The organism is Polynucleobacter sp. JS-JIR-II-b4, assembly GCF_018687815.1.
Classification (GTDB): domain Bacteria; phylum Pseudomonadota; class Gammaproteobacteria; order Burkholderiales; family Burkholderiaceae; genus Polynucleobacter.
The window spans coordinates 879,544-898,565 of record NZ_CP061306.1 but is presented as its reverse complement, the minus strand read 5'-3'; the positions used below and the strand labels follow the sequence as shown (position 1 = coordinate 898,565).

At 46.5% G+C, this 19,022-nt stretch carries 18 protein-coding genes and 1 tRNA gene; 3 read left to right on the top strand and 16 right to left on the bottom strand.

Translation table 11 applies throughout. The features are described 5' to 3' along the window. Positions 1–88: 88 nt before the first annotated feature. Complete coding sequence (locus tag ICV90_RS04580) at positions 89–688, bottom strand: peptidylprolyl isomerase (RefSeq protein ID WP_215360372.1); 600 nt, start codon at positions 686–688, stop codon at positions 89–91. Positions 689–850: 162 nt separating this feature from the next. Here ICV90_RS04580 and ICV90_RS04575 point away from each other — a divergent pair, with 162 nt between their 5' ends. Beyond that, positions 851–1,975 carry a cupin domain-containing protein gene (locus ICV90_RS04575; RefSeq protein ID WP_251367803.1) on the top strand — a complete coding sequence of 375 codons (1,125 nt, stop codon included), beginning with the start codon at positions 851–853 and terminating at the stop codon, positions 1,973–1,975. 110 nt (positions 1,976–2,085) lie between these two features. Beyond that, positions 2,086–2,259: a hypothetical protein gene (locus tag ICV90_RS04570; RefSeq protein ID WP_215360080.1), complete on the top strand. Its 174-nt coding sequence runs from the start codon at positions 2,086–2,088 to the stop codon at positions 2,257–2,259. A gap of 61 nt (positions 2,260–2,320) precedes the next feature. Here ICV90_RS04570 and bamC read toward each other — a convergent pair whose 3' ends face one another. From bamC to ICV90_RS04525, 9 genes are all read right to left on the bottom strand, one after another. Continuing rightward, the gene (gene bamC, locus ICV90_RS04565; protein ID WP_215360078.1) at positions 2,321–3,472 is read right to left on the bottom strand and encodes an outer membrane protein assembly factor BamC; all 1,152 of its coding nucleotides are present in this window, start codon (positions 3,470–3,472) and stop codon (positions 2,321–2,323) included. Continuing rightward, entirely contained in the window at positions 3,469–4,341 is an 873-nt protein-coding gene (gene dapA, locus ICV90_RS04560; RefSeq protein WP_215360370.1) for a 4-hydroxy-tetrahydrodipicolinate synthase, read from the bottom strand. The genes bamC and dapA overlap by 4 nt, the downstream gene beginning before the upstream one ends. Before the next feature lie 77 nt (positions 4,342–4,418). Further along, complete coding sequence (locus ICV90_RS04555) at positions 4,419–4,982, bottom strand: bifunctional 2-polyprenyl-6-hydroxyphenol methylase/3-demethylubiquinol 3-O-methyltransferase UbiG (protein WP_251367802.1); 564 nt, start codon at positions 4,980–4,982, stop codon at positions 4,419–4,421. A gap of 9 nt (positions 4,983–4,991) precedes the next feature. Further along, entirely contained in the window at positions 4,992–6,194 is a 1,203-nt protein-coding gene (locus ICV90_RS04550; RefSeq protein WP_215360077.1) for a tryptophan--tRNA ligase, read from the bottom strand. 53 nt (positions 6,195–6,247) lie between these two features. Beyond that, positions 6,248–7,099, bottom strand: coding sequence for a 3',5'-nucleoside bisphosphate phosphatase (locus ICV90_RS04545; protein WP_215360075.1), 852 nt, complete (start codon positions 7,097–7,099; stop codon positions 6,248–6,250). A 9-nt stretch (positions 7,100–7,108) separates the two neighbouring features. Beyond that, complete coding sequence (zapE, locus tag ICV90_RS04540) at positions 7,109–8,212, bottom strand: cell division protein ZapE (protein WP_215360073.1); 1,104 nt, start codon at positions 8,210–8,212, stop codon at positions 7,109–7,111. Next, positions 8,213–9,649: a dihydrolipoyl dehydrogenase gene (lpdA, locus tag ICV90_RS04535; RefSeq protein WP_215360071.1), complete on the bottom strand. Its 1,437-nt coding sequence runs from the start codon at positions 9,647–9,649 to the stop codon at positions 8,213–8,215. A gap of 12 nt (positions 9,650–9,661) precedes the next feature. After that, positions 9,662–10,855 carry a 2-oxoglutarate dehydrogenase complex dihydrolipoyllysine-residue succinyltransferase gene (gene odhB, locus ICV90_RS04530; RefSeq protein ID WP_215360069.1) on the bottom strand — a complete coding sequence of 398 codons (1,194 nt, stop codon included), beginning with the start codon at positions 10,853–10,855 and terminating at the stop codon, positions 9,662–9,664. Positions 10,856–10,903: 48 nt separating this feature from the next. After that, on the bottom strand, positions 10,904–13,759 hold the full coding sequence (locus tag ICV90_RS04525; RefSeq protein ID WP_215360067.1) for a 2-oxoglutarate dehydrogenase E1 component: 2,856 nt from the start codon (positions 13,757–13,759) through the stop codon (positions 10,904–10,906). A gap of 299 nt (positions 13,760–14,058) precedes the next feature. Here ICV90_RS04525 and ICV90_RS04520 point away from each other — a divergent pair, with 299 nt between their 5' ends. After that, complete coding sequence (locus tag ICV90_RS04520) at positions 14,059–14,757, top strand: excisionase family DNA-binding protein (protein ID WP_215360065.1); 699 nt, start codon at positions 14,059–14,061, stop codon at positions 14,755–14,757. 83 nt (positions 14,758–14,840) lie between these two features. On the opposite strand, the gene ICV90_RS04515 is transcribed toward ICV90_RS04520, so the two are convergent. The 6 genes from ICV90_RS04515 to pheT all read right to left on the bottom strand — a co-directional run bounded on the left by ICV90_RS04515 (position 14,841) and on the right by pheT (position 19,021). Beyond that, positions 14,841–15,125, bottom strand: coding sequence for an H-NS family nucleoid-associated regulatory protein (locus ICV90_RS04515; RefSeq protein WP_215360063.1), 285 nt, complete (start codon positions 15,123–15,125; stop codon positions 14,841–14,843). 183 nt (positions 15,126–15,308) lie between these two features. Beyond that, complete coding sequence (locus tag ICV90_RS04510) at positions 15,309–15,722, bottom strand: PaaI family thioesterase (protein ID WP_215360061.1); 414 nt, start codon at positions 15,720–15,722, stop codon at positions 15,309–15,311. A gap of 36 nt (positions 15,723–15,758) precedes the next feature. Further along, a tRNA-Pro gene (locus ICV90_RS04505) sits at positions 15,759–15,835 on the bottom strand. Positions 15,836–15,859: 24 nt separating this feature from the next. Beyond that, on the bottom strand, positions 15,860–16,210 hold the full coding sequence (locus ICV90_RS04500; RefSeq protein ID WP_072582284.1) for a MerR family transcriptional regulator: 351 nt from the start codon (positions 16,208–16,210) through the stop codon (positions 15,860–15,862). After that, positions 16,188–16,511: an integration host factor subunit alpha gene (locus tag ICV90_RS04495; RefSeq protein WP_072582283.1), complete on the bottom strand. Its 324-nt coding sequence runs from the start codon at positions 16,509–16,511 to the stop codon at positions 16,188–16,190. Before ICV90_RS04495 ends, ICV90_RS04500 begins: the two co-directional genes overlap by 23 nt. Before the next feature lie 53 nt (positions 16,512–16,564). Continuing rightward, positions 16,565–19,021: a phenylalanine--tRNA ligase subunit beta gene (gene pheT, locus ICV90_RS04490; protein ID WP_215360059.1), complete on the bottom strand. Its 2,457-nt coding sequence runs from the start codon at positions 19,019–19,021 to the stop codon at positions 16,565–16,567. Position 19,022 lies beyond the last annotated feature (1 nt).

Below are 19,022 nucleotides of genomic sequence, written 5' to 3'. Positions count from 1 at the left end.
AGTTACCCCTTGGGGTCATGCAGAAGAAATAATGTATAAAAAAAAGGAATAGCATGCTATTCCTTTTTTTATGCAGGTCTGGTATTGATTAATGCAGCGTACGTGGGCCAGTGCTATCACCACCTAATGCACCACCTGGAAATTCTTCATCCTCATCATCGCCCTCATCATTAGGCATCCCAAATGAAAAGCTTTCGCCGCCTTCTGGATGACGATTTTCAATTTCATCATCAGTAGCTGCGCGAACATCTTCAACTTGAACCCAAAAACGTAATGCCATGCCTGCTAAGGGATGATTGCCATCTAACACGACCTGACTATCTGCAACATCAGTAACTGTATAAATTAAAGGTTCATCATCTTCAGGGTCATCTACTGTCGTATCTTCATCGGCATCAGGAACCCCTTCAAACTGCATCCCCACTTCTAAGGGCTCAGGGAAACGGGTGCGTGGCTCGATCTTTAACAACTCAGGATCATATTCACCAAAGGCTTCACTTGGCTCTAGCTGAATCGTTGCCTCATAACCGATATCTTGGCCATCAAGCAGAGTCTCAATTTTAGGAAAAGTGCCTTCATAACCACCGTGCAGGTATACCATCGGAGAATCAGGTTCCTCGATGACATTGTTTTGCGCATCGGTTAACTTATAGCGAAGGGATACGATAGTATTTTTTTCAATCTTCATGCGGAATTTGTCGAACATTCGTTTTTAATCAGTTTCTAAACAGCTTTTTACTTTATGACCTCATTTTACTTGAGCAAACCCTATGAACCGCCTCAGGCTCCCTCAAAACTCCCTTTAGGCGAGCCCTGGGCCTTATTTGGGGGTATTAGCCCAGACCAGTTCATGGCACGATATTGGCATAAAAAGCCTCTTCTCATCCGCGGGGCGATTCCGGCATTTGCCCTTTCGGCTCACGCCGGTGGACTCCTGGATAGCCCAATTCCCACCAAAGAGTTACTCAAATTTGCCCTGCAAGATGAGGTAGAGGCTCGCTTGGTTAAATCCAATCCATGGAGTTTTGATAGCGGACCGTTTACTAAAAGGGCAATTCCATCGATCGACAAGCCCGACTGGACTTTATTGCTTCAAGGAATGGAGGCCCATCATCCAGCAGCTGCAAACATTCTGTCTTGGTTCCGCTTTATTCCTGATGCGCGCTTAGATGACTTAATGATTAGCATTGCTGGTATTGGAGGCGGTGTTGGCCCCCACTTTGATTCTTACGACGTCTTCCTGATTCAAATGTCTGGTAGAAGGCAGTGGAAAATTTCAGAACAAAAAGATCTGAGCCTCAACCCTAATCTACCGCTAAAAATTCTGCGTAACTTTAAACCTGAGCAGGAGTGGACGCTAGAGCCTGGCGATATGTTGTATTTACCGCCTCATGTTGCTCATGATGGCATTGCACTAGATGCAGGTTGCCAAACATGGTCTGTTGGATTTCGTTCCCCCAGCTTTAAAGAATTACTGCAAGAAGGTTTGTGGCGCCTAGCCGAATCTTTGGAAGATATTCCCGCCCTAGAGAGCAAGTTTGCAGATCCTAAACAAGGCGCAACTCATAGTGCAGAGCAATTGCCCGAAGAGCTCATCAAACAACTAGGCTCAAAGCTCAAAGAGCTAAAACTAGACCAAATTGATGGATTTTTACCTGGGATTACCGCCTATCTATCAGAACCCAAACAACAAGCCCTTTTTGACGCCCCCGATAGACCCCTAAAACCGAATGCATTCCTTAAGAAACTTGGGTCTAACAGACTTCTCCCCCATGCACAAACCCGTATTCTGAGCCTTGGAAAACAGGTGTATTGCAATGGAGAATCCATGACCCAGGGACAAGCTCCCGATATTCTTTCGGCCTGGCAGAGCCTCTCGGCACATAAAGAACTCAGGGTGGGCAAACTCAAACAGCTTGGTCAATCCAGCCTTTATGAGGCTTATTTAGCCGGATGGTTGGTTTTTGAACACTGAATACGGAGATGGATATAATATTTACTGGAAACTACTTAGGGGCAATCCCTCGGTATATCCAAAGAACAATTACCGGTAATTGTTATTAATTTTTTTAAAGGAATTTACAAATGAAGAAGTCACTCGTATTCGCTGCTATGTTAGCAATCGCCTTGGCCGCTTGCGGTAAAAAAGAAGAAGCAAAACCTGCTGAAGCTCCTGCTGCTGCTCCAGCTGCTCCTGCTGCTGAAGCTCCTGCTGCTGCTCCAGCTCCAGCTGCTCCTGCTGCTGACGCTAAGAAGTAATCTTCTTCATGAAGAAAAAAAGCCGCTGAAAAGCGGCTTTTTTATTTGTCTTCAATAACTACTACCTTGTTAGTTGCTCCGTTAACAAAGTCAGCAATTGATAACCAGCAGGCGTATTTTCTGGCTTACCATCAGCGTTCTGCACATAAACATTTGCAGAATTCTCGCCAGTACTCTTCACAAGTACCTGATATTTTTTAGCCTTCATACCCGAATCATCTTTACTGCTAAAGAGATTAGAGAAGAAGCCCTTGGTGTCGCCCAAGTCCTTCGGATTAACGTAACGAACATAGTAAACACCAGTGGAACGATTGCGATCTTCAACAGTGAAGTTCGAGCGGTCCAATGCCAATCCAATATCGCGCCATGAACGATCAAAGCCAGTGGCTAGCTCGATGTAACCCTGATTGCTGCCCTCTTGCACAAACTTCGCTTTGGGGGTTTTAGGGCTTAGAGGAGCCGCAACCATTGCCCTGGCTTGCTCTTGAGTCATTCCCAAGCGCTCCATCAAGCGCGCCAAGAAAACAGCCTCTAACTCAGGATCATTGGGGCGCGGTGTCCAAAGAGTGGATATGCATGCTCCCCCCGGAGTATCGGTTACACATTTTTCAATCATGCCGCGATGGGTAATGTAAATCTCAGTCTCGCCAGGTTTGGATAGCTCTAAGCGTGTTTTGTATTTGTCCCGCTCACCAGTGTCATAGATTGAGTCTACTGCGCTGCCAACGACGGAGCGAATCCAATCTTGCGGGATCTTGGCGCGATTTTCAGCCCAATCGGTTTCCATAATTCCAGTAGATGGTGAGTCGATCACCAATAAGAAGCCATTCTCTTGCCAAAAATCTTTTACTTGCGGATAGAGTTCGGGGGCTGGTTTTTCAACTACCAGCCAACGACGCTCGCCATCACGAGCAATCCGCATCCCCGGAATACCAGTCATAACATTACTACGGATCTGTACCGATTTCTTGACAGCAGCATTGTATTCAGACATCGTGGCCGTTCCATCTTGAACAATATAACGGCGATCAGCCTGAGCGGTAATCAAGTCTGGAGGATAGGATAAATTTGGGCCACGCACAGCGCCCGCGCTCTTATAGTCAACGGTATCGTTACTGGTAACCGTCTTACACGCAGTCAATACAGCAGAACCGATAACGATTAAAATCAGAATCGAAAAATGTCGACGGGATAGTTGGAGCAAATTCATCATAGTAGGTTGGCCTGTTTTAGCGCTGCCTTCAAAGGCTCACGCAAAGAATTGCTTAAAGGTGTTAATGGCAAACGAATGCCTGCAGTGATCTTGCCCATTTCGTGTAATGCCCACTTCACTGGGATTGGGTTAGCCTCTGTGAACATGGCTTTATGGACTGCAATCAATTGATATTGAATTTCACGGGTTCTTTTCACATCATCTGACATAGCTGCTACGCAGAGCTCATGCATCAAACGCGGAGCAATATTGGCCGTGACAGAAATGTTTCCCTTGCCACCCATCAACATCAACATGGCTGCAGTCAGATCGTCGCCTGAAAATACGGAGAAGTCTTGATGTCCAGCACGCTTGAGATCATTAATCAATAAGGTGCCACGCTCTAAGCTACCTGTTGCCTCTTTAATACCAATAATGCCTGGCACACCCGCTAAACGGACGACCGTATCGCCAGCCAAATCAGCAACCGTTCTGCCAGGAACGTTATACAAAATCACTGGCAAATCAACCGACTCAGCAATCTTCTTAAAGTGAGCAAACATGCCATCTTGCGTTGGCTTGTTGTAATACGGTACTACCTGCAAGCTGGCATCCGCGCCAACCTGCTTAGCAAATTGAGTTAATTCAATCGCTTCAATCGTAGAGTTACCGCCAGTGCCAGCAATCACTGGAATACGTCCAGCAATCTGCTCCACTGTCACGCGAATGAGCTCGCAATGCTCTTCAACAGAAACTGTTGGAGACTCACCGCTAGTACCAACAATCACAATGCCGTCAGTACCTTCAGACACATGCCAATCCAACAAGGAACGCAAGCTAGCGTAATCCAAGCTGCCATCTTCGAACATGGGAGTCACGATAGCCGGCATACTGCCAGCGATGGGCTTTTTGCTACCTTTGGAATGAGCTGTATTTGTCACCGAATATGCACCGATTTTTAGCTGTCTTAACCCTGAAATTGTAACGGAATGCGCTGTTTTAGCTCACCTTTTACCGCGCACAGGCGCTGAACCATAGCTGGTTTGGGTTGATCTACGTAAATATCCTCATAAGCCACTACCTTAAGACCATGACGGGAGGCAAAAGTGAGCAATTCCCCTGGATTTAGCAGGAAATTGGGGTTAGATGGCTTACCAAATTCTTCATTCCCCAGGGCGAAGGTTTCATAGATTAAAACACCGTCCTGCTGAAGCATTTTGGGCAATTGGTCTAAGTGCGGACGATAGAGGTAGTTTGTCACTACGATCGCACTGAACTCCGAACCTATCAGAGGCCAATCAGCCTGTTCAAGATTGAGATGCTTTGGAGTGATTAAAGGGTTACCAACAGAACCTACTGCTGCGACATCTTGATCAACCGCCAAGACATCATGACCCATGCTTGCCAATAACTCAGAGTGTCGCCCTGATCCGCAAGCTAAATCCAGTACCACCCCACCCTTTGGAATGAGGGGTACAAATCTCCTTACCCAAGGAGAGGCATTCAAAATGGCATCGTGCGGGCTAGGCAAGATTAAGACTCAATCGTAAGCAAGGCCCATTGCTTCGCGAACCTCACGCATAGTTTCTTGGGCAACCTTGCGTGCCTTGTCGCAACCATCAGCAATGATGGAACGCAGCAAACTAGGGTCATCCAAATACTTCTGAGCACGCTCAAACATCGGCTGCTGCTCAGCCAAAATTGAATCGATTACCGGTTGCTTACACTCGAGGCATCCAATACCAGCAGATTTACAACCCTTATCAACCCACTGTTTCGTTTCTTCATTGGAGTAAACAGTATGCAGTTGCCATACGGGGCACCGTGCCGGGTCTCCGGCATCAGTTCTTCTGACGCGCGCCGGATCAGTTGGCATCGTACGAATCTTCTTAATGACATCATCGGGATTTTCGCGAATGCTAATGGTGTTGCCGTAGGACTTCGACATCTTTTGCCCATCAATACCAGGCATACGTGATGCTGTTGTGAGTAATGCTTGTGGCTCAGGCAGAATAATTTTGCGAGCGCCTTCTAAAAAGCCAAAGAGTCTTTCGCGATCAGCCATCGATAAACTCTGCGCTTCTTGCAGCAATGCTTTAGCCTGCTCCAACGCCTCTTCATCACCGCGCTCTTGGAAGGCCACTCGTAATTCTGCATACATTTTGGCGCGCTTGCTGCCTAATTTTTTAACTGCCTCTAAAGCTTTTTCTTCAAAACCGGGTTCGCGTCCGTATAAATAATTAAAGCGGCGCGCCACTTCACGAGTCATCTCTACGTGTGGCACCTGATCTTCACCAACTGGCACCAACTGTGCGCGATACATCAATATGTCAGCCGCCTGCAGCAATGGATAACCCAAGAAACCATAAGTTTGGAGATCTTTTTCCTTGAGTTTCTCAATTTGATCTTTATAGGTAGGTACCCGCTCAAGCCAGCCCAGCGGGGTTCCCATGGAGAGCAATAAAAACAGTTCAGCGTGCTCAGGCACTTTACTTTGAATGAACAAAGTAGCCTGATTTGGATCAACGCCCGTTGCCAACCAATCAATCACCATATCCCATACAGACTGCTCAATGACATCCGGAGTCTCGTAATGAGTAGTTAATGCATGCCAATCAGCCACAAAAAAGAAGCATGGATACTCTGACTGCAAGCGCACCCAGTTCTTTAATACACCATGGTAGTGACCCAAGTGCAAGCTACCGGTTGGTCGCATGCCAGAGAGAACGCGTTCAGCAAACATCTGTATTCTTTTTCTAAGTGGTTAAGTAATGATGGAGTTAATGAATTAATCGTTTAATGAAATGCAGACCATACTGGCGTGAGGTGATCCGGTAAGTGCGGCAAATTGCCTAAATCTATATGACTCTCGCTTGGGTCATGAAAGTCTGAGCCACGAGAGGCCAAAAAGCCATATTGCTGCGCAATCTTTGCAAAGGTTTTATATTGATCAGGGCTATGGCTGCCAGTAATGACCTCTATCGCTAGGCCGCCGATATCCTTAAAGTGTTTATAGAGCTCATCCATTTGCATGGCATTGAGTCTACTGTAGCGTCCAGGATGGGCAATCACCGCTACACCACCTGCTGATTTAATCCAGCTAACAGCGTCATCTAGAGTAGCCCACTGATGAGGTACATATCCTGGTTTGCCTTCAATTAAATAATTTTTAAATACATGCTCGGTATTACGACAAACACCCTGCTCTACTAAGAAGCGCGCAAAGTGTGTTCTTGAAATCAAATCATGATTGCCTGCAAAATGAAGTGCGCCTTCATAAGCACCGGGTATACCTGCTTTGAGTAACTGCTCTGCCATCAGTTTGGCGCGATTACCTCGGCCATCACGAGTGCGACGAAGTCCTTCGATGATGCCAGCATGCTCAGCATCAATTCCAAGACCAACAATATGAATCGTCTCACCCATCCAAGTGACAGAAATTTCTACACCAGCAAGGTATTCGATCTTTAGTGCACTAGCTGCTTCTCGCGCACGTTTCTGACCACCCAACTCATCATGATCGGTTAGCGCCCACAAATGCACTCCATTGGCTTTGGCACGCTCCGCTAATTGTTCGGGCGTCAAAGTGCCATCAGAAATCACTGAATGGCAATGCAAGTCGGCATTTAGGGGTGAAAAGCTGCTCATAACCCTATTTTAGGTCAAGCTGGTGTCAATTACCCGGCGCGGCGCATCTAGGTAGTCACGGGACTGCATCTCAATCAAACGGGACACGGTTCGAGAGAATTCAGCCGTAATTTGGCCCTCAGTGTACAAATCTGGAGCTGGGACCTCAGCAGACATGATTAACTTAATCTTGTGGTCATACAAGACGTCGATTAGCCAAATAAAGCGGCGAGCTTCATTTGTCATTCTTGGGGGCATATAGGGCACCCCAGACAAAATCACCGTATGAAACTGGTTGGCAATCTCTAAGTAATCATTTTGTGAGCGTGGGCCGCAACACAAAGTTTTAAAGTCGAACCAAACAACACCGTCCGCCATGTGAAGCGGTCGCAACTCACGGGACTCAATGTTGAGCACTGGATTACGCGCTTCTTTTTGATTACCAATCAAGGTTTGAAACATTTGACCGAGCGTTGCTTGCGTCTCGGCATTGGCCGGGGTGAGATAGGCCTCGACTTGCGCCATTTGAACCCGGCGGTAATCATTGCCCGCATCTACATTCAAGACATCTAACTTTTCTTCCAACAGCTTAATTGCAGGAATCAATCGATCACGATGTAAACCATTCGGATAGAGCTGATCGGGACGATAGTTTGATGTCATCACAAACTGCACGCGATCGGCAAAGAGTGCGCTGAGCAAGCGATAGAGAATCATCGCATCGGCAATGTCGTTGATGTGAAACTCATCAAAGCAGATAAGGCGATAGCGATTTGAAATACGCTTAGCAAGCTCATCGAGTGGGTCTGCCATTCCTGACAGCTCATGCAATTCACGATGTACTTCACGCATGAACTCATGAAAATGAATGCGGATTTTCTTTTCTAATGGTGAGGCCGCATAAAAGCAGTCCATCAAGAAGGACTTGCCGCGACCTACCCCACCCCATAAGTAAATACCGCGTGGGAGCGTTGGTTTGAATATCTTTTTCTTTAAGGTATTGCTGCGGATTTCTTTATAAGCAATCCATTGATCTTCACATTCCTGAAGACGCTCTACAGCACAAAGCTGCGCGGGATCACTTTGATACCCGCGCGCTTTTAACTCTTGTTGGTAAAACTCAATGGTTTTCAATTACATATTTAATGCACGTGAGTCTGTCGCCAACGCTGCTTCGCGCATCACTTCAGACAAACTTGGATGTGCATGACAGATACGAGCAATATCTTCTGCTGCTGCTTTAAATTCCATTGCAACCGCTGCTTCAGCAATTAAGTCAGAAGCATTGGCACCAATAATATGTACGCCAAGAATCTCATCAGTCTTGGCATCAGCCAATACCTTAATGAAACCATCAGCACGACCCATGCCTAATGCACGGCCGTTAGCAGCAAAGGGGAACTGACCTGCTTTATAAGCAATGCCCGCCTCTTTGAGTGCTTGTTCAGTTTTACCAACCCAGGCAATTTCAGGATCGGTATAGATCACCCAAGGAATGCAGTTGTAATCGATATGCGGCTTTTGACCGGCAATCACTTCGGCAACCAAGACGCCTTCGTCTTCTGCTTTGTGTGCCAACATAGGGCCGCGTACTACGTCACCAACAGCATAAACGCCAGGTGCAGCAGTAGCACAGGTGTGATCATCAATTGGAATGAAGCCACGCTCATCCACTTTAAGGCCGATCTTGTCTAAACCCAATTTGTCGGTGTTAGGTACGCGACCAACGGAAACAATTAAGCGTTCACATTCCAACTTAGCAGCCTTACCAGCGCTATCGGTGTAATTCACCACTACACCCTTCTTGTCGGCTTTAACATCACCAATCTTCACGCCAGTATGAATATCTAAGCCTTGCTTAGCAAAGAGCTTTTGAGCTTCTTTTGCAATACCGATATCGCAAGCACCCAAGAATGAAGGCATGGCTTCAAGTACAGTCACTTCAGCACCGAGACGGCGCCATACGGAGCCCAACTCTAATCCGATCACACCTGCACCAATAACGCCTAATTTCTTAGGAGCAGAATCAAACTTGAGCGCACCTTCGTTATCGCAGATCAAGACGTTGTCTACAGCGATACCAGGAAGGTGACGCGCTTTAGAGCCGGTAGCAATAATGACATTCTTTGCGGTAACCGTTTCTTTGTCTTTGCCATCAATCTTTACTTGATAACCATCGGCATTCTTACCTTCGAATGAAGCATGGCCTTTTAACAAAGTGATTTTGTTCTTACGGAACAAGTACTGAATGCCACCCGTCATTTTGGTAACAATATCGTCTTTACGAGCGATCATCTTTTTAGAGTCGATGCTTACTGCACCCACTTTAATGCCATGATCCGCAGCATGATGGCTGATCTTTTCAAATTCCTCTGAAGATGCCAACAATGCCTTAGAGGGAATACAACCCACGTTTAAGCAGGTACCACCCAAACGTGTTTCACCTTTAGGATCATCATAGGAACTAGATTCAGCACAGGCAACCTTAAATCCAAGTTGCGCTGCACGAATTGCGGCGATGTAGCCACCAGGGCCCGCACCAATTACTACTACGTCAAAAGCTTGGCTCATGATCTTCCCTTCTTACAAATCAAGGAGAAGACGTGAAGGATCTTCTAAAGCATCCTTCATAGCAACTAAACCAAGCACAGCCTCACGACCGTCAATAATGCGGTGATCGTATGACAAAGCAAGGTAGTTAATTGGGCGAACAACGACTTGGCCGTTTTCAACTACAGCACGATCTTTAGTTGCATGAATACCCAAAATAGCGGATTGCGGTGGGTTGATGATCGGGGTAGACAACATCGATCCGAATACGCCGCCGTTAGAGATGGAGAATGTACCGCCAGTCAACTCTTCAATCGACAATTTGCCATCGCGAGCCTTGGCACCGAATTCAGCAATTTTCTTCTCAATGTCAGCCAAATTCATTTGGTCAACGTCACGCAAAATCGGAACTACCAAGCCACGTGGTGAGCTTACTGCAATACCGATATCAAAGTAACCGTGGTAAACGATGTCATTGCCATCAACTGAAGCATTCAAGAGTGGGAATTTCTTCAAAGCATGCGTAGCTGCTTTCACAAAGAAAGACATGAAGCCCAACTTCACGCCATGGACTTTTTCAAACTGATCTTTGTACTTATTACGCATAGCGATTACTGGCGCCATGTTGACTTCATTAAATGTAGTCAAAATAGCGTTGTTAGCTTGGGACTCAAGCAAACGCTCAGCAATACGAGCACGCAAACGGCTCATTGGTACACGCTCTTCTGGGCGATCACCCATTGGAACTGGCGCGCTTGGCAATGCAGCAGATTTAGTACCGCCTGCAGAAGCATTCAATGCATCACCCTTAGTGATACGACCATCACGTCCTGAACCAGCAACTTGACCAGCGTCGACACCCTTCTCTGCAAGAATTTTTGCAGCGGAAGGAGCGGCAGCTGCGCCAGCTTTAGCGGCAGGAGCAGCTGCCTTTGCTGGTGCTGCTGCAGGAGCAGCGGCAGGTGCAGGTGCGGCAGCGGCAACAGCAGTGCTATCAATCTTTGCAATCAATTGCTCAGCAACAACAGTACCACCGTCAGCAACAACGATTTGTGTCAAAACACCAGCGGAAGGCGCTGGAACTTCGAGAACAACTTTGTCTGTTTCGATTTCGATCAAGATCTCGTCTTGACCAACAGCGTCACCAACCTTCTTTTTCCATTGCAACAAAGTTGCTTCAGCAACTGACTCGGAGAGTTGTGGAACTTTAACTTCGAAAATAGCCATGATTAATCCTGTTTATATGTATGTGTGTATGTTGAGTTATGAAGACGATTATTTCGTGATCACGTAACCTTTGAGTTTGGCAAATGCCGCATTCAGTAGAGACTTCTGCTGTTCTTGGTGGAGATGGGCATAACCACAAGCTGGAGATGCTGATGCAGGACGGCCTGCGTAGCCCAACTTCATGCCATCAGACATGTTTTCCAAGATGTTGTGCTGGACAAAGAACCAAGCACCTTGGTTTTGCGGCTCATCTTGACACCACACCACGTCTTCCAATTTCGGATATTTCTTCAACTCAGCAGTCAATGCTTTGTGCGGGAATGGATACAACTGCTCTAAGCGAATGATCGCTACATCAGCAATCTTCTTCTCAGCGCGCTGCTTAACTAAGTCGTAATAGACCTTGCCAGAACACATGACTAAACGAGTAACTTGCTTCGCATCGATAGAATCATCACGCTCACCAATGATGGTTTGGAAACCGCCTTTAGTAAATTCAGATAAAGGTGATGCAGCCTCTTTGTTACGCAACAATGATTTAGGAGTCATCAAGATCAGCGGCTTACGGAACTGACGAATCATTTGACGACGCAATACGTGGAAGATCTGCGCCGCAGTAGTCGGCTGAATCACCTGCATATTCGTGTCGGCACATAACTGCATAAAGCGCTCAAGACGTGCAGAGGAATGCTCTGGGCCTTGACCTTCGTAACCATGCGGCAACATCATGACCAAACCATTCGCACGACCCCACTTCACTTCACCTGAGGCGATGAACTGGTCAATCACTACTTGAGCGCCGTTAGCGAAGTCACCGAATTGCGCTTCCCAAATTGTTAAGGTGTTTGGTTCTGCAGCGGCATAGCCGTATTCAAAACCCAGGACAGCCTCTTCAGAAAGAATCGAGTCAATCACCACAAACGGCGCTTGATCTTTAGTGACATGCTGAAGAGCGACATAAGTACCGGTATCCCACTTCTCACGGTTTTGCTCATGTAATACCGCATGACGGTGGGTAAAGGTTCCACGTCCGCTATCTTCGCCAGATAAACGCACTGGGTAGCCGCTAGCCACCAGGGATGCGAAAGCCATATGCTCGCCCATACCCCAATCCACGTTCACCTCACCGCGACCCATAGCGGCACGATCGTTATAGACCTTAGCAACCAATGGATGAGCCTTGAAACCTTCGGGAATAGTAGAAATCTTCTCAGCCAAACGCTTCCACTCTGTTAATGGAATCGCTGTATCGGCTTCATCGGTCCACTTCTTATTTAAGAACGGAGACCAATCTACCGCAAACTTACCTTTGAAGTTGCTCAACACTGGATCGGAGGTTTGCTTACCCTCATCCATTGCAGCGCGGTACTCTTTAACCATGAGGTCACCAGTACCGGCAGGCAATACGCCTTGAGCCTCTAGTTTGTCGGCATAGAGCTTACGTGTGCCAGGATGTGCGGCAATGATTTTGTACATCAAAGGCTGAGTCATTGCAGGCGTATCTTGCTCGTTGTGACCCAATTTACGGAAGCAGATGATGTCAACTGCAACGTCCTTATGAAACTTCATGCGGAACTCAACAGCCAACTTAGTCGCCAACACTACCGCTTCAGGATCGTCGCCGTTCACGTGCAATACCGGGGCATCCACAATCTTCATGATGTCCGTGCAATACAAGCTCGAACGCAAGTCACGTGGATCTGAGGTCGTGAAACCAATCTGGTTGTTAATCACGATATGCATTGTGCCGCCCGTGGAATAACCACGAACTTCTGACATCGCCAATGTTTCTTGCATCACGCCCTGACCTGCAATCGCAGCATCACCGTGAACCAATACTGGCATCACTTGCATACCCAACATATCGCCACGACGCTCCATACGAGCACGTGCAGAACCCTCAACTACTGGGTTAACGATCTCTAAATGGGATGGGTTAAATGCCAATGACAAGTGAACCGGACCGCCGGGAGTAGAAATATCGCTTGAGAAACCTTGGTGGTATTTAACGTCACCCGCAGGCAATGTTTCTGGTCCCTTGTGCTCAAACTCAGCAAACAAGTCCTTAGGCATTTTGCCCAAGGTGTTGACCAATACATTGAGACGACCACGGTGAGCCATACCAATCACGATTTCCTGAATGCCTTTATTACCTGAATCACGAACCAACTCATCCATGCAGGCAATAAAGCTTTCGCCGCCCTCTAGGGAGAAGCGCTTTTGACCAACATATTTAGCTTGGAGGTAACGCTCTAAGCCTTCAGCAGCAGTTACGCGATCCAAGATTTGACGCTTCTCATCCACGTTAAATTGTGGGGTTGAGCGAATAGACTCTAATTTTTCCTGCCACCACTTCTTAATCTTTTGGTCGGCAATAAACATAAACTCGACACCGATCGTGCCGCAGTATGTCTCGCGCAATGCTTGGAGCAAATCGCGCAGGGACATTTCGTTTCTACCGAAGAATGTATTACTTGTATTGAAAACGATATCCATATCGCCATCAGTAAAGCCATAGAAAGCGGGATCTAACTCAGGAATATCCTGGCGCTCTGTCCGCTTTAATGGATCTAAGTTTGCCCAGCGATTGCCCACGTTACGGTATGCGGCAATTAACTGCTGAACAGCAACGCGTTTGCGGCCCATCTCTGAGTCAGCCGAATCAGAAATCGTTCTGATTGGACCTTGCTTAGCGCGCTCAGCAAATGAAGCAACAATAGGTGCATGGGCAATGTCAGTTCGAGATGAACCGTCAACCGCAGGAACCTGTTTCACGTTATCGAAATAATCTCGCCAATGATCAGCTACGGAAGCTGGATCGTGCAAGTAGGATTCGTAGAGTTCCTCTACGTAGGGTGCGTTTCCGCCGAAGAGATAGGAGTTATCTCTTTGATCCTGCATCATGATGCTCACCTTTCATCGGGTTTCCCGAATAAAAACTGTGGTTAAAACCATTCGTTGCACGGCTCTACCGTTTAGCGAATTGATCTGTGCGAATACTGGTACTACAGGTGTAATTTAACACGAATGACCATTGATACATAAAGGGCTTTCCCTGATTTCAAGGAATTTTGGGGTATCTCCCTATAAATGAGAATTAATAAGAACTTTCCTACCCCGCTTTAAAGTTTTACCGACAGATTCAAATGAATTTGATTTTTATTCTCTAAATCTTCAAACAATTAAATGAAATTAAGGGAAATATGAAATCAATTACCCCAGAAACGGAATATCTCAGTACTCGCCAAAGCGCCAAGGTTTTACAGGTTTCCCTAGGCACCGTTCAAAAAATGGTGGAATTGGGCGAACTCATTGCCTGGAAAACCCGTGGCGGCCACAGACGTATATTGGCCAGCTCCTTAGAACAGCAATTACAGCGCAGAAAAAGGGCTATGCGTCAAAAGACCACTCAAAACTGTGTAGCCATGGGGATATTTAGAAGGTCTGAGAATGGCCAAGAATTATTAGAGTCTATTGCTGATTGGCAGCTCAAAGTAGATATGGAAATGGCAGTAGATAGCCTGGAGGGCTTAATGAAGGCTGTTTCCATTGCCCCCGATTTGATCTTTTTGGATGCTCTTATTCCACCTGTAGAGCAAGTCCATTTAATCCATTATTTTAGCAAAAACAAGGACACACAGCGCATACCTATTCTAGTAGATGAAGGTTTTATCAAACTGCACCCTGGTGTGGTTGCACTGGCAGACGAGAACTCTGGCGGTAAGCATCCCTTGAGTGAAAGCATTAAACAGGAGCTTGAAAACGGCTTAATTGACCTCAATCCTCTCATTATTGGCTACCCCGCAACTAATCCAGAGGCTGAGGGAAACTGGCCTCATGGTAGTCGGCATGAGTTACTTGAGCCCCTATTTGTAGAAGCTTTGGCTAGGAAGTGCGCTTAGAGGGCAATTCAGATTGAGAAAGGAGTAAAAGAAAAGGCCGCTATCAGCGGCCTTTGGTACTAAAACTTAATAAAAACAAGCACTTAGATCAAGTAGCTACTACGATCTCTGCCTTCAATCCACTTTGGCGCCTTACCTCTACCAGTCCAGGTTTCGCCTGTTGAAGGATTGCGGTATTTAGGAGCCACTTTACCGCCAGCGCTCTTTACGCCGGCTTTGCGGCTAAATAGATCGGATGCAGTTAAGCCATATTGCTCAATAATCACTTTGGCCTTGGCAATGCCATCAGCCTTTTCATGGGCAATTGCTTCTTTAATCTGTTTATCCAACTGCTCGCGTTGGGCTAAAAGCTCTTTATAAGAAGACATATTCTTTTCACTCTCCGAATAATGGGTTGTTTTATAGGGCTGATATAAGCCATATTAGATGATGATTATATATACATTAATCAATCAGGCAATATATATTATTCGGAATAATTAACTATATTTATTAGGGCTATATCAGCTCAGGTTAATAAAAGACATAATCTTTATAAATATTATATTTAATTAAACTGTTTTTGATTCTCTGAGCATAAATGTACCGCTGGATTTAGCGGTTATCTCCCCCGCTTCATTCAAAACCACAGCTTCGCAGTAGTTAATCGTCTTTCCTGGCTTGAGGATGGTGCCCTCCACCACGATTTTGCCGGTGCTGGGACGCAGGAAACTGACTGACATATCAATTGTCATAGCACCCAAGGGAACCTCGGAAATGCTCCTAGCTGCTGCCCCCATTGCAAAATCCAGGAGTGTCATGATGACGCCGCCATGGGCAATACCAAAGCTGTTCTCATACTCAGGCTTAAGGTCAAGACTAATACGGGACTTGCCCTCTTTCGCATACTCAGGAACTACGCCCAAATGCGCCAAAAAAGGAATTTTGAGACCAAAGTATTCAACGGGTTTTGTATCGCTTGTCATAGAGATGGTGCTTTGAGATAGTGGGATTAGTTTGAATGGTCGGGGCGAGAGGATTTGAACCTCCGACCACATGCACCCCATGCATGTACGCTACCAGGCTGCGCTACGCCCCGACGAAATTAAAATTGTAGCAGTAACTATTTAGAGAGAATCTGCAGAACCGCTTGCAATTCTTCACGCAGACGGAGATCGCCACGAGCCTCTTCAAGGCGATTGCGAGCACCGCTAATCGTAAAGCCCTCTTCATAGAGGAGAGAGCGAATCTTTCTGATCAAGACCACTTCATGGTGCTGGTAGTAACGACGGTTACCACGGCGTTTCTGTGGGCTGAGTTGAGCAAACTCCTGCTCCCAATAACGCAGTACGTGAGAGCGCACACCACAAAGATCAGCTACCTCACCAATGGTGAAATAGCGCTTTGCTGGTATCGGGGGAAGTTGAGAGCTCAGCAGCGCTGAGCTAGCATCAAACTCGGTTTTCTCGAGCATGTGACTCCACTACATCTTTAAGCTTTTGACTTGCGTGAAATGTAACTACGCGTCTAGCTGCAATCGGAATCATTTGACCTGTCTTTGGATTTCGGCCAGGACGAGCCGATTTATTGCGCAACTGGAAATTACCAAAACCGGAGATCTTTACTTCTACGCCTGCTTCAAGAGATTGACCAACACGATCAAAAAAGGCATCGATCATATCTTTTGCTTCGCGCTTATTTAGTCCAACTTGATCAAAAAGAGCTTCGGATAGCTCATTCTTGGTAACGGTGTCGTTAGAAATCAATTCAGTCATTGCTTGTCTCTTTGGTAACTAATTAATTATTTGATTTATGCCTAATATTAAACCTAGCGCAAACGGGCCGCGCACTTTTTCTCAACTGCGCCCAATAAAGCAGCCATTACTGCATCAATTTGGGGATCCTGCAATGTCTCATTAGGGTTTAAGAGGGTTACTCGGAAAGCCAAGCTCTTCTCATCATCTGCCATGCTGCTTGATCCAGCCTTAGGCTTGAATTCATCAAAGAGTTCAATATTGCGCACAAAATTTTGCTTGCTAGCAGCCATAACATCTAACAGGGACTGCGCAGAAACGCTTTGCTTAACAACCAAGGCCAAATCACGTTGCACTGCAGGGAATTTACTCAACTCTTCAGGCACCGGTAAGCCAAGCTCACGAATAGGATCTAAGTCTAATTCAAATAACACCGGCGCTTGTGGCAACTCATACGCTTGTTGCAAACCAGGATGAAGCTCACCAATGAATCCTACTTCAATGCGATTCTTGGCTGTAGTCAAGAATATCTTCGCACTGCGACCCGGATGTAATGCTGGGTGCTGTGCAGCTTCAGTGACAAAATGCAGGGGATCTAAGACACACTCCAGATCACCCTTCACATCAAAGAAATCAACTGCACGGGTTGCATTGGCCCATTGCTCTGGAACAAAAGATCCATAAGCTAGGCCACCAATTTTCTGGGGCTGATGAAAACCGGCCACTTTGCCAGCTTCTTCTTGAGCATTCACGTCACGCTTAAATACACGGCCAGTCTCAAACAGGCGCACACGCCCTGCTCCACGGTTCAAATTCGCCTTGAGGTTATTTAACAAACCGCCCCATAGCGTGCTGCGCATCACACCGTATTGACTGGCAATAGGATTTAGCACTGCAATGATGTCCTTTTCAGTGGCGCCAGTTAAACGCTTTTCACTTTCAAGATCTGTGAAACCAAAATTTACTGCCTCTTGATAACCTTGGAGAGCCAAACGCTGGCGCAATAAATGAACACCGCGTTTTGCTTCTGGTTTAGCACTCATCTTCAATGAGGCTACTGGCGGTTGATCGGGGATATTTTCAAAGCCGTACATGCGAGCGACTTCTTCAATCAAATCTTCTTCGATTTCAATATCGAAACGATAGCTTGGAGGCGCAACGATAAACGCATCACCCTCTTGCTTAAACTCAAAACCAAGACGCTGAAATACATCAGCAACCACTTCATTTGTCAGTGGAATACCAATTACTTTTTCTGCTCTAGCCAAACGCATTTTGACTGGCTTACGTTCTGGCACATTCAATACTTGATCATCTACTGGACCAGCTTGGCCACCGCAGACCTCAATAATTAAGGCGCTGAGATACTCTAGACAATTAACCGTATTTTGTGGATCCACACCACGCTCAAATCGATGCGACGCATCGGTACTGAAGTTAAAGCGGCGGGCACGGCCCTGAATAGCTGAAGGCAACCAATATGCAGCCTCAACATAGATATTCTTGGTGTCATCAGATACGGCGCAATGATTCCCGCCCATAATTCCGGCAAGCGCTACCGGGCCATTCTGATCAGCAACCACACCAGCGTCCTGTAACTTGCCCGCAGAGTCGGGGCGCTGCAAAGTCACAGTCTGACCATTTAATAATTCAAGAGTTTCGCCTGCTTTAGCCCAACGAACAGTGATATCGCCATTCAATTTATCAATATCAAATACGTGGGTAGGTTGCCCCATCTCTAGCATGACGTAGTTGGAGAGATCCACTAATGCAGAAATACTTCTTTGACCTGCGCGGGATAAACGCTGCACAATCCACTCGGGCGTTTTAGCCTGCGGATTGACACCACGAATCACGCGACCAGCAAAACGTCCACAGAGTTCTTTATCTTCTACAGTAACTTTGCACTTGTCGTTAATCGATACTGCTGGTGGTGTCCACTTCGGCGCGCAGAGCGCAGCACCAGTAATGGCGGAAACTTCTCTTGCCATCCCCATCAATGAGAGGCAATCGGCTTTATTCGGGGTTAATTTAATAACAAAGATTTGATCATCAAGATTCAGATATTCACGAATATCTTTACCAACTGGCGCATCAACAGGTAACTCTAAGATGCCTTCGTGATCATCACCCAGGCCAAGCTCACGGCCAGAGCACAACATGCCTTGGCTTTCAACGCCGCGTAGCTTACCTACTTTGATCATGAATGGCTTGCCGCCGGCTTCAGCAGGAGGCAATTCAGCGCCAACCATAGCGCACGGAATCTTGATGCCAGCACGCGCATTAGGCGCACCACAAACAATCTGTAACTCTTGACCAGTACCAGCGTCTACTTTACAAACACGTAAACGGTCTGCATCAGGATGTTGCTCTGCAGACAATATCTGCGCAATCACGATCTTAGTAAATGCAGGTGCTACTGAATGTTGCTCTTCAACTTCTAAACCGGCCATTGTCATTGCATGACCAAGCGCATCACTATCGAGTGATGGGTTTACATACTGACGAAGCCAAGATTCAGAAAATTGCATA

Coding starts and splice junctions, on each gene's coding strand:
- ICV90_RS04580 (WP_215360372.1), bottom strand. CDS start 688: ATGAAGATTGAAAAAAATACTATCGTATCCCTTCGCTATAAGTTAACC.
- ICV90_RS04575 (WP_251367803.1), top strand. CDS start 851: ATGGCACGATATTGGCATAAAAAGCCTCTTCTCATCCGCGGGGCGATT.
- ICV90_RS04570 (WP_215360080.1), top strand. CDS start 2,086: ATGAAGAAGTCACTCGTATTCGCTGCTATGTTAGCAATCGCCTTGGCC.
- bamC (WP_215360078.1), bottom strand. CDS start 3,472: ATGATGAATTTGCTCCAACTATCCCGTCGACATTTTTCGATTCTGATT.
- dapA (WP_215360370.1), bottom strand. CDS start 4,341: ATGCCGGCTATCGTGACTCCCATGTTCGAAGATGGCAGCTTGGATTAC.
- ICV90_RS04550 (WP_215360077.1), bottom strand. CDS start 6,194: ATGTTTGCTGAACGCGTTCTCTCTGGCATGCGACCAACCGGTAGCTTG.
- ICV90_RS04545 (WP_215360075.1), bottom strand. CDS start 7,099: ATGAGCAGCTTTTCACCCCTAAATGCCGACTTGCATTGCCATTCAGTG.
- lpdA (WP_215360071.1), bottom strand. CDS start 9,649: ATGAGCCAAGCTTTTGACGTAGTAGTAATTGGTGCGGGCCCTGGTGGC.
- odhB (WP_215360069.1), bottom strand. CDS start 10,855: ATGGCTATTTTCGAAGTTAAAGTTCCACAACTCTCCGAGTCAGTTGCT.
- ICV90_RS04525 (WP_215360067.1), bottom strand. CDS start 13,759: ATGATGCAGGATCAAAGAGATAACTCCTATCTCTTCGGCGGAAACGCA.
- ICV90_RS04520 (WP_215360065.1), top strand. CDS start 14,059: ATGAAATCAATTACCCCAGAAACGGAATATCTCAGTACTCGCCAAAGC.
- ICV90_RS04515 (WP_215360063.1), bottom strand. CDS start 15,125: ATGTCTTCTTATAAAGAGCTTTTAGCCCAACGCGAGCAGTTGGATAAA.
- ICV90_RS04510 (WP_215360061.1), bottom strand. CDS start 15,722: ATGACAAGCGATACAAAACCCGTTGAATACTTTGGTCTCAAAATTCCT.
- ICV90_RS04500 (WP_072582284.1), bottom strand. CDS start 16,210: ATGCTCGAGAAAACCGAGTTTGATGCTAGCTCAGCGCTGCTGAGCTCT.
- ICV90_RS04495 (WP_072582283.1), bottom strand. CDS start 16,511: ATGACTGAATTGATTTCTAACGACACCGTTACCAAGAATGAGCTATCC.
- pheT (WP_215360059.1), bottom strand. CDS start 19,021: ATGCAATTTTCTGAATCTTGGCTTCGTCAGTATGTAAACCCATCACTC.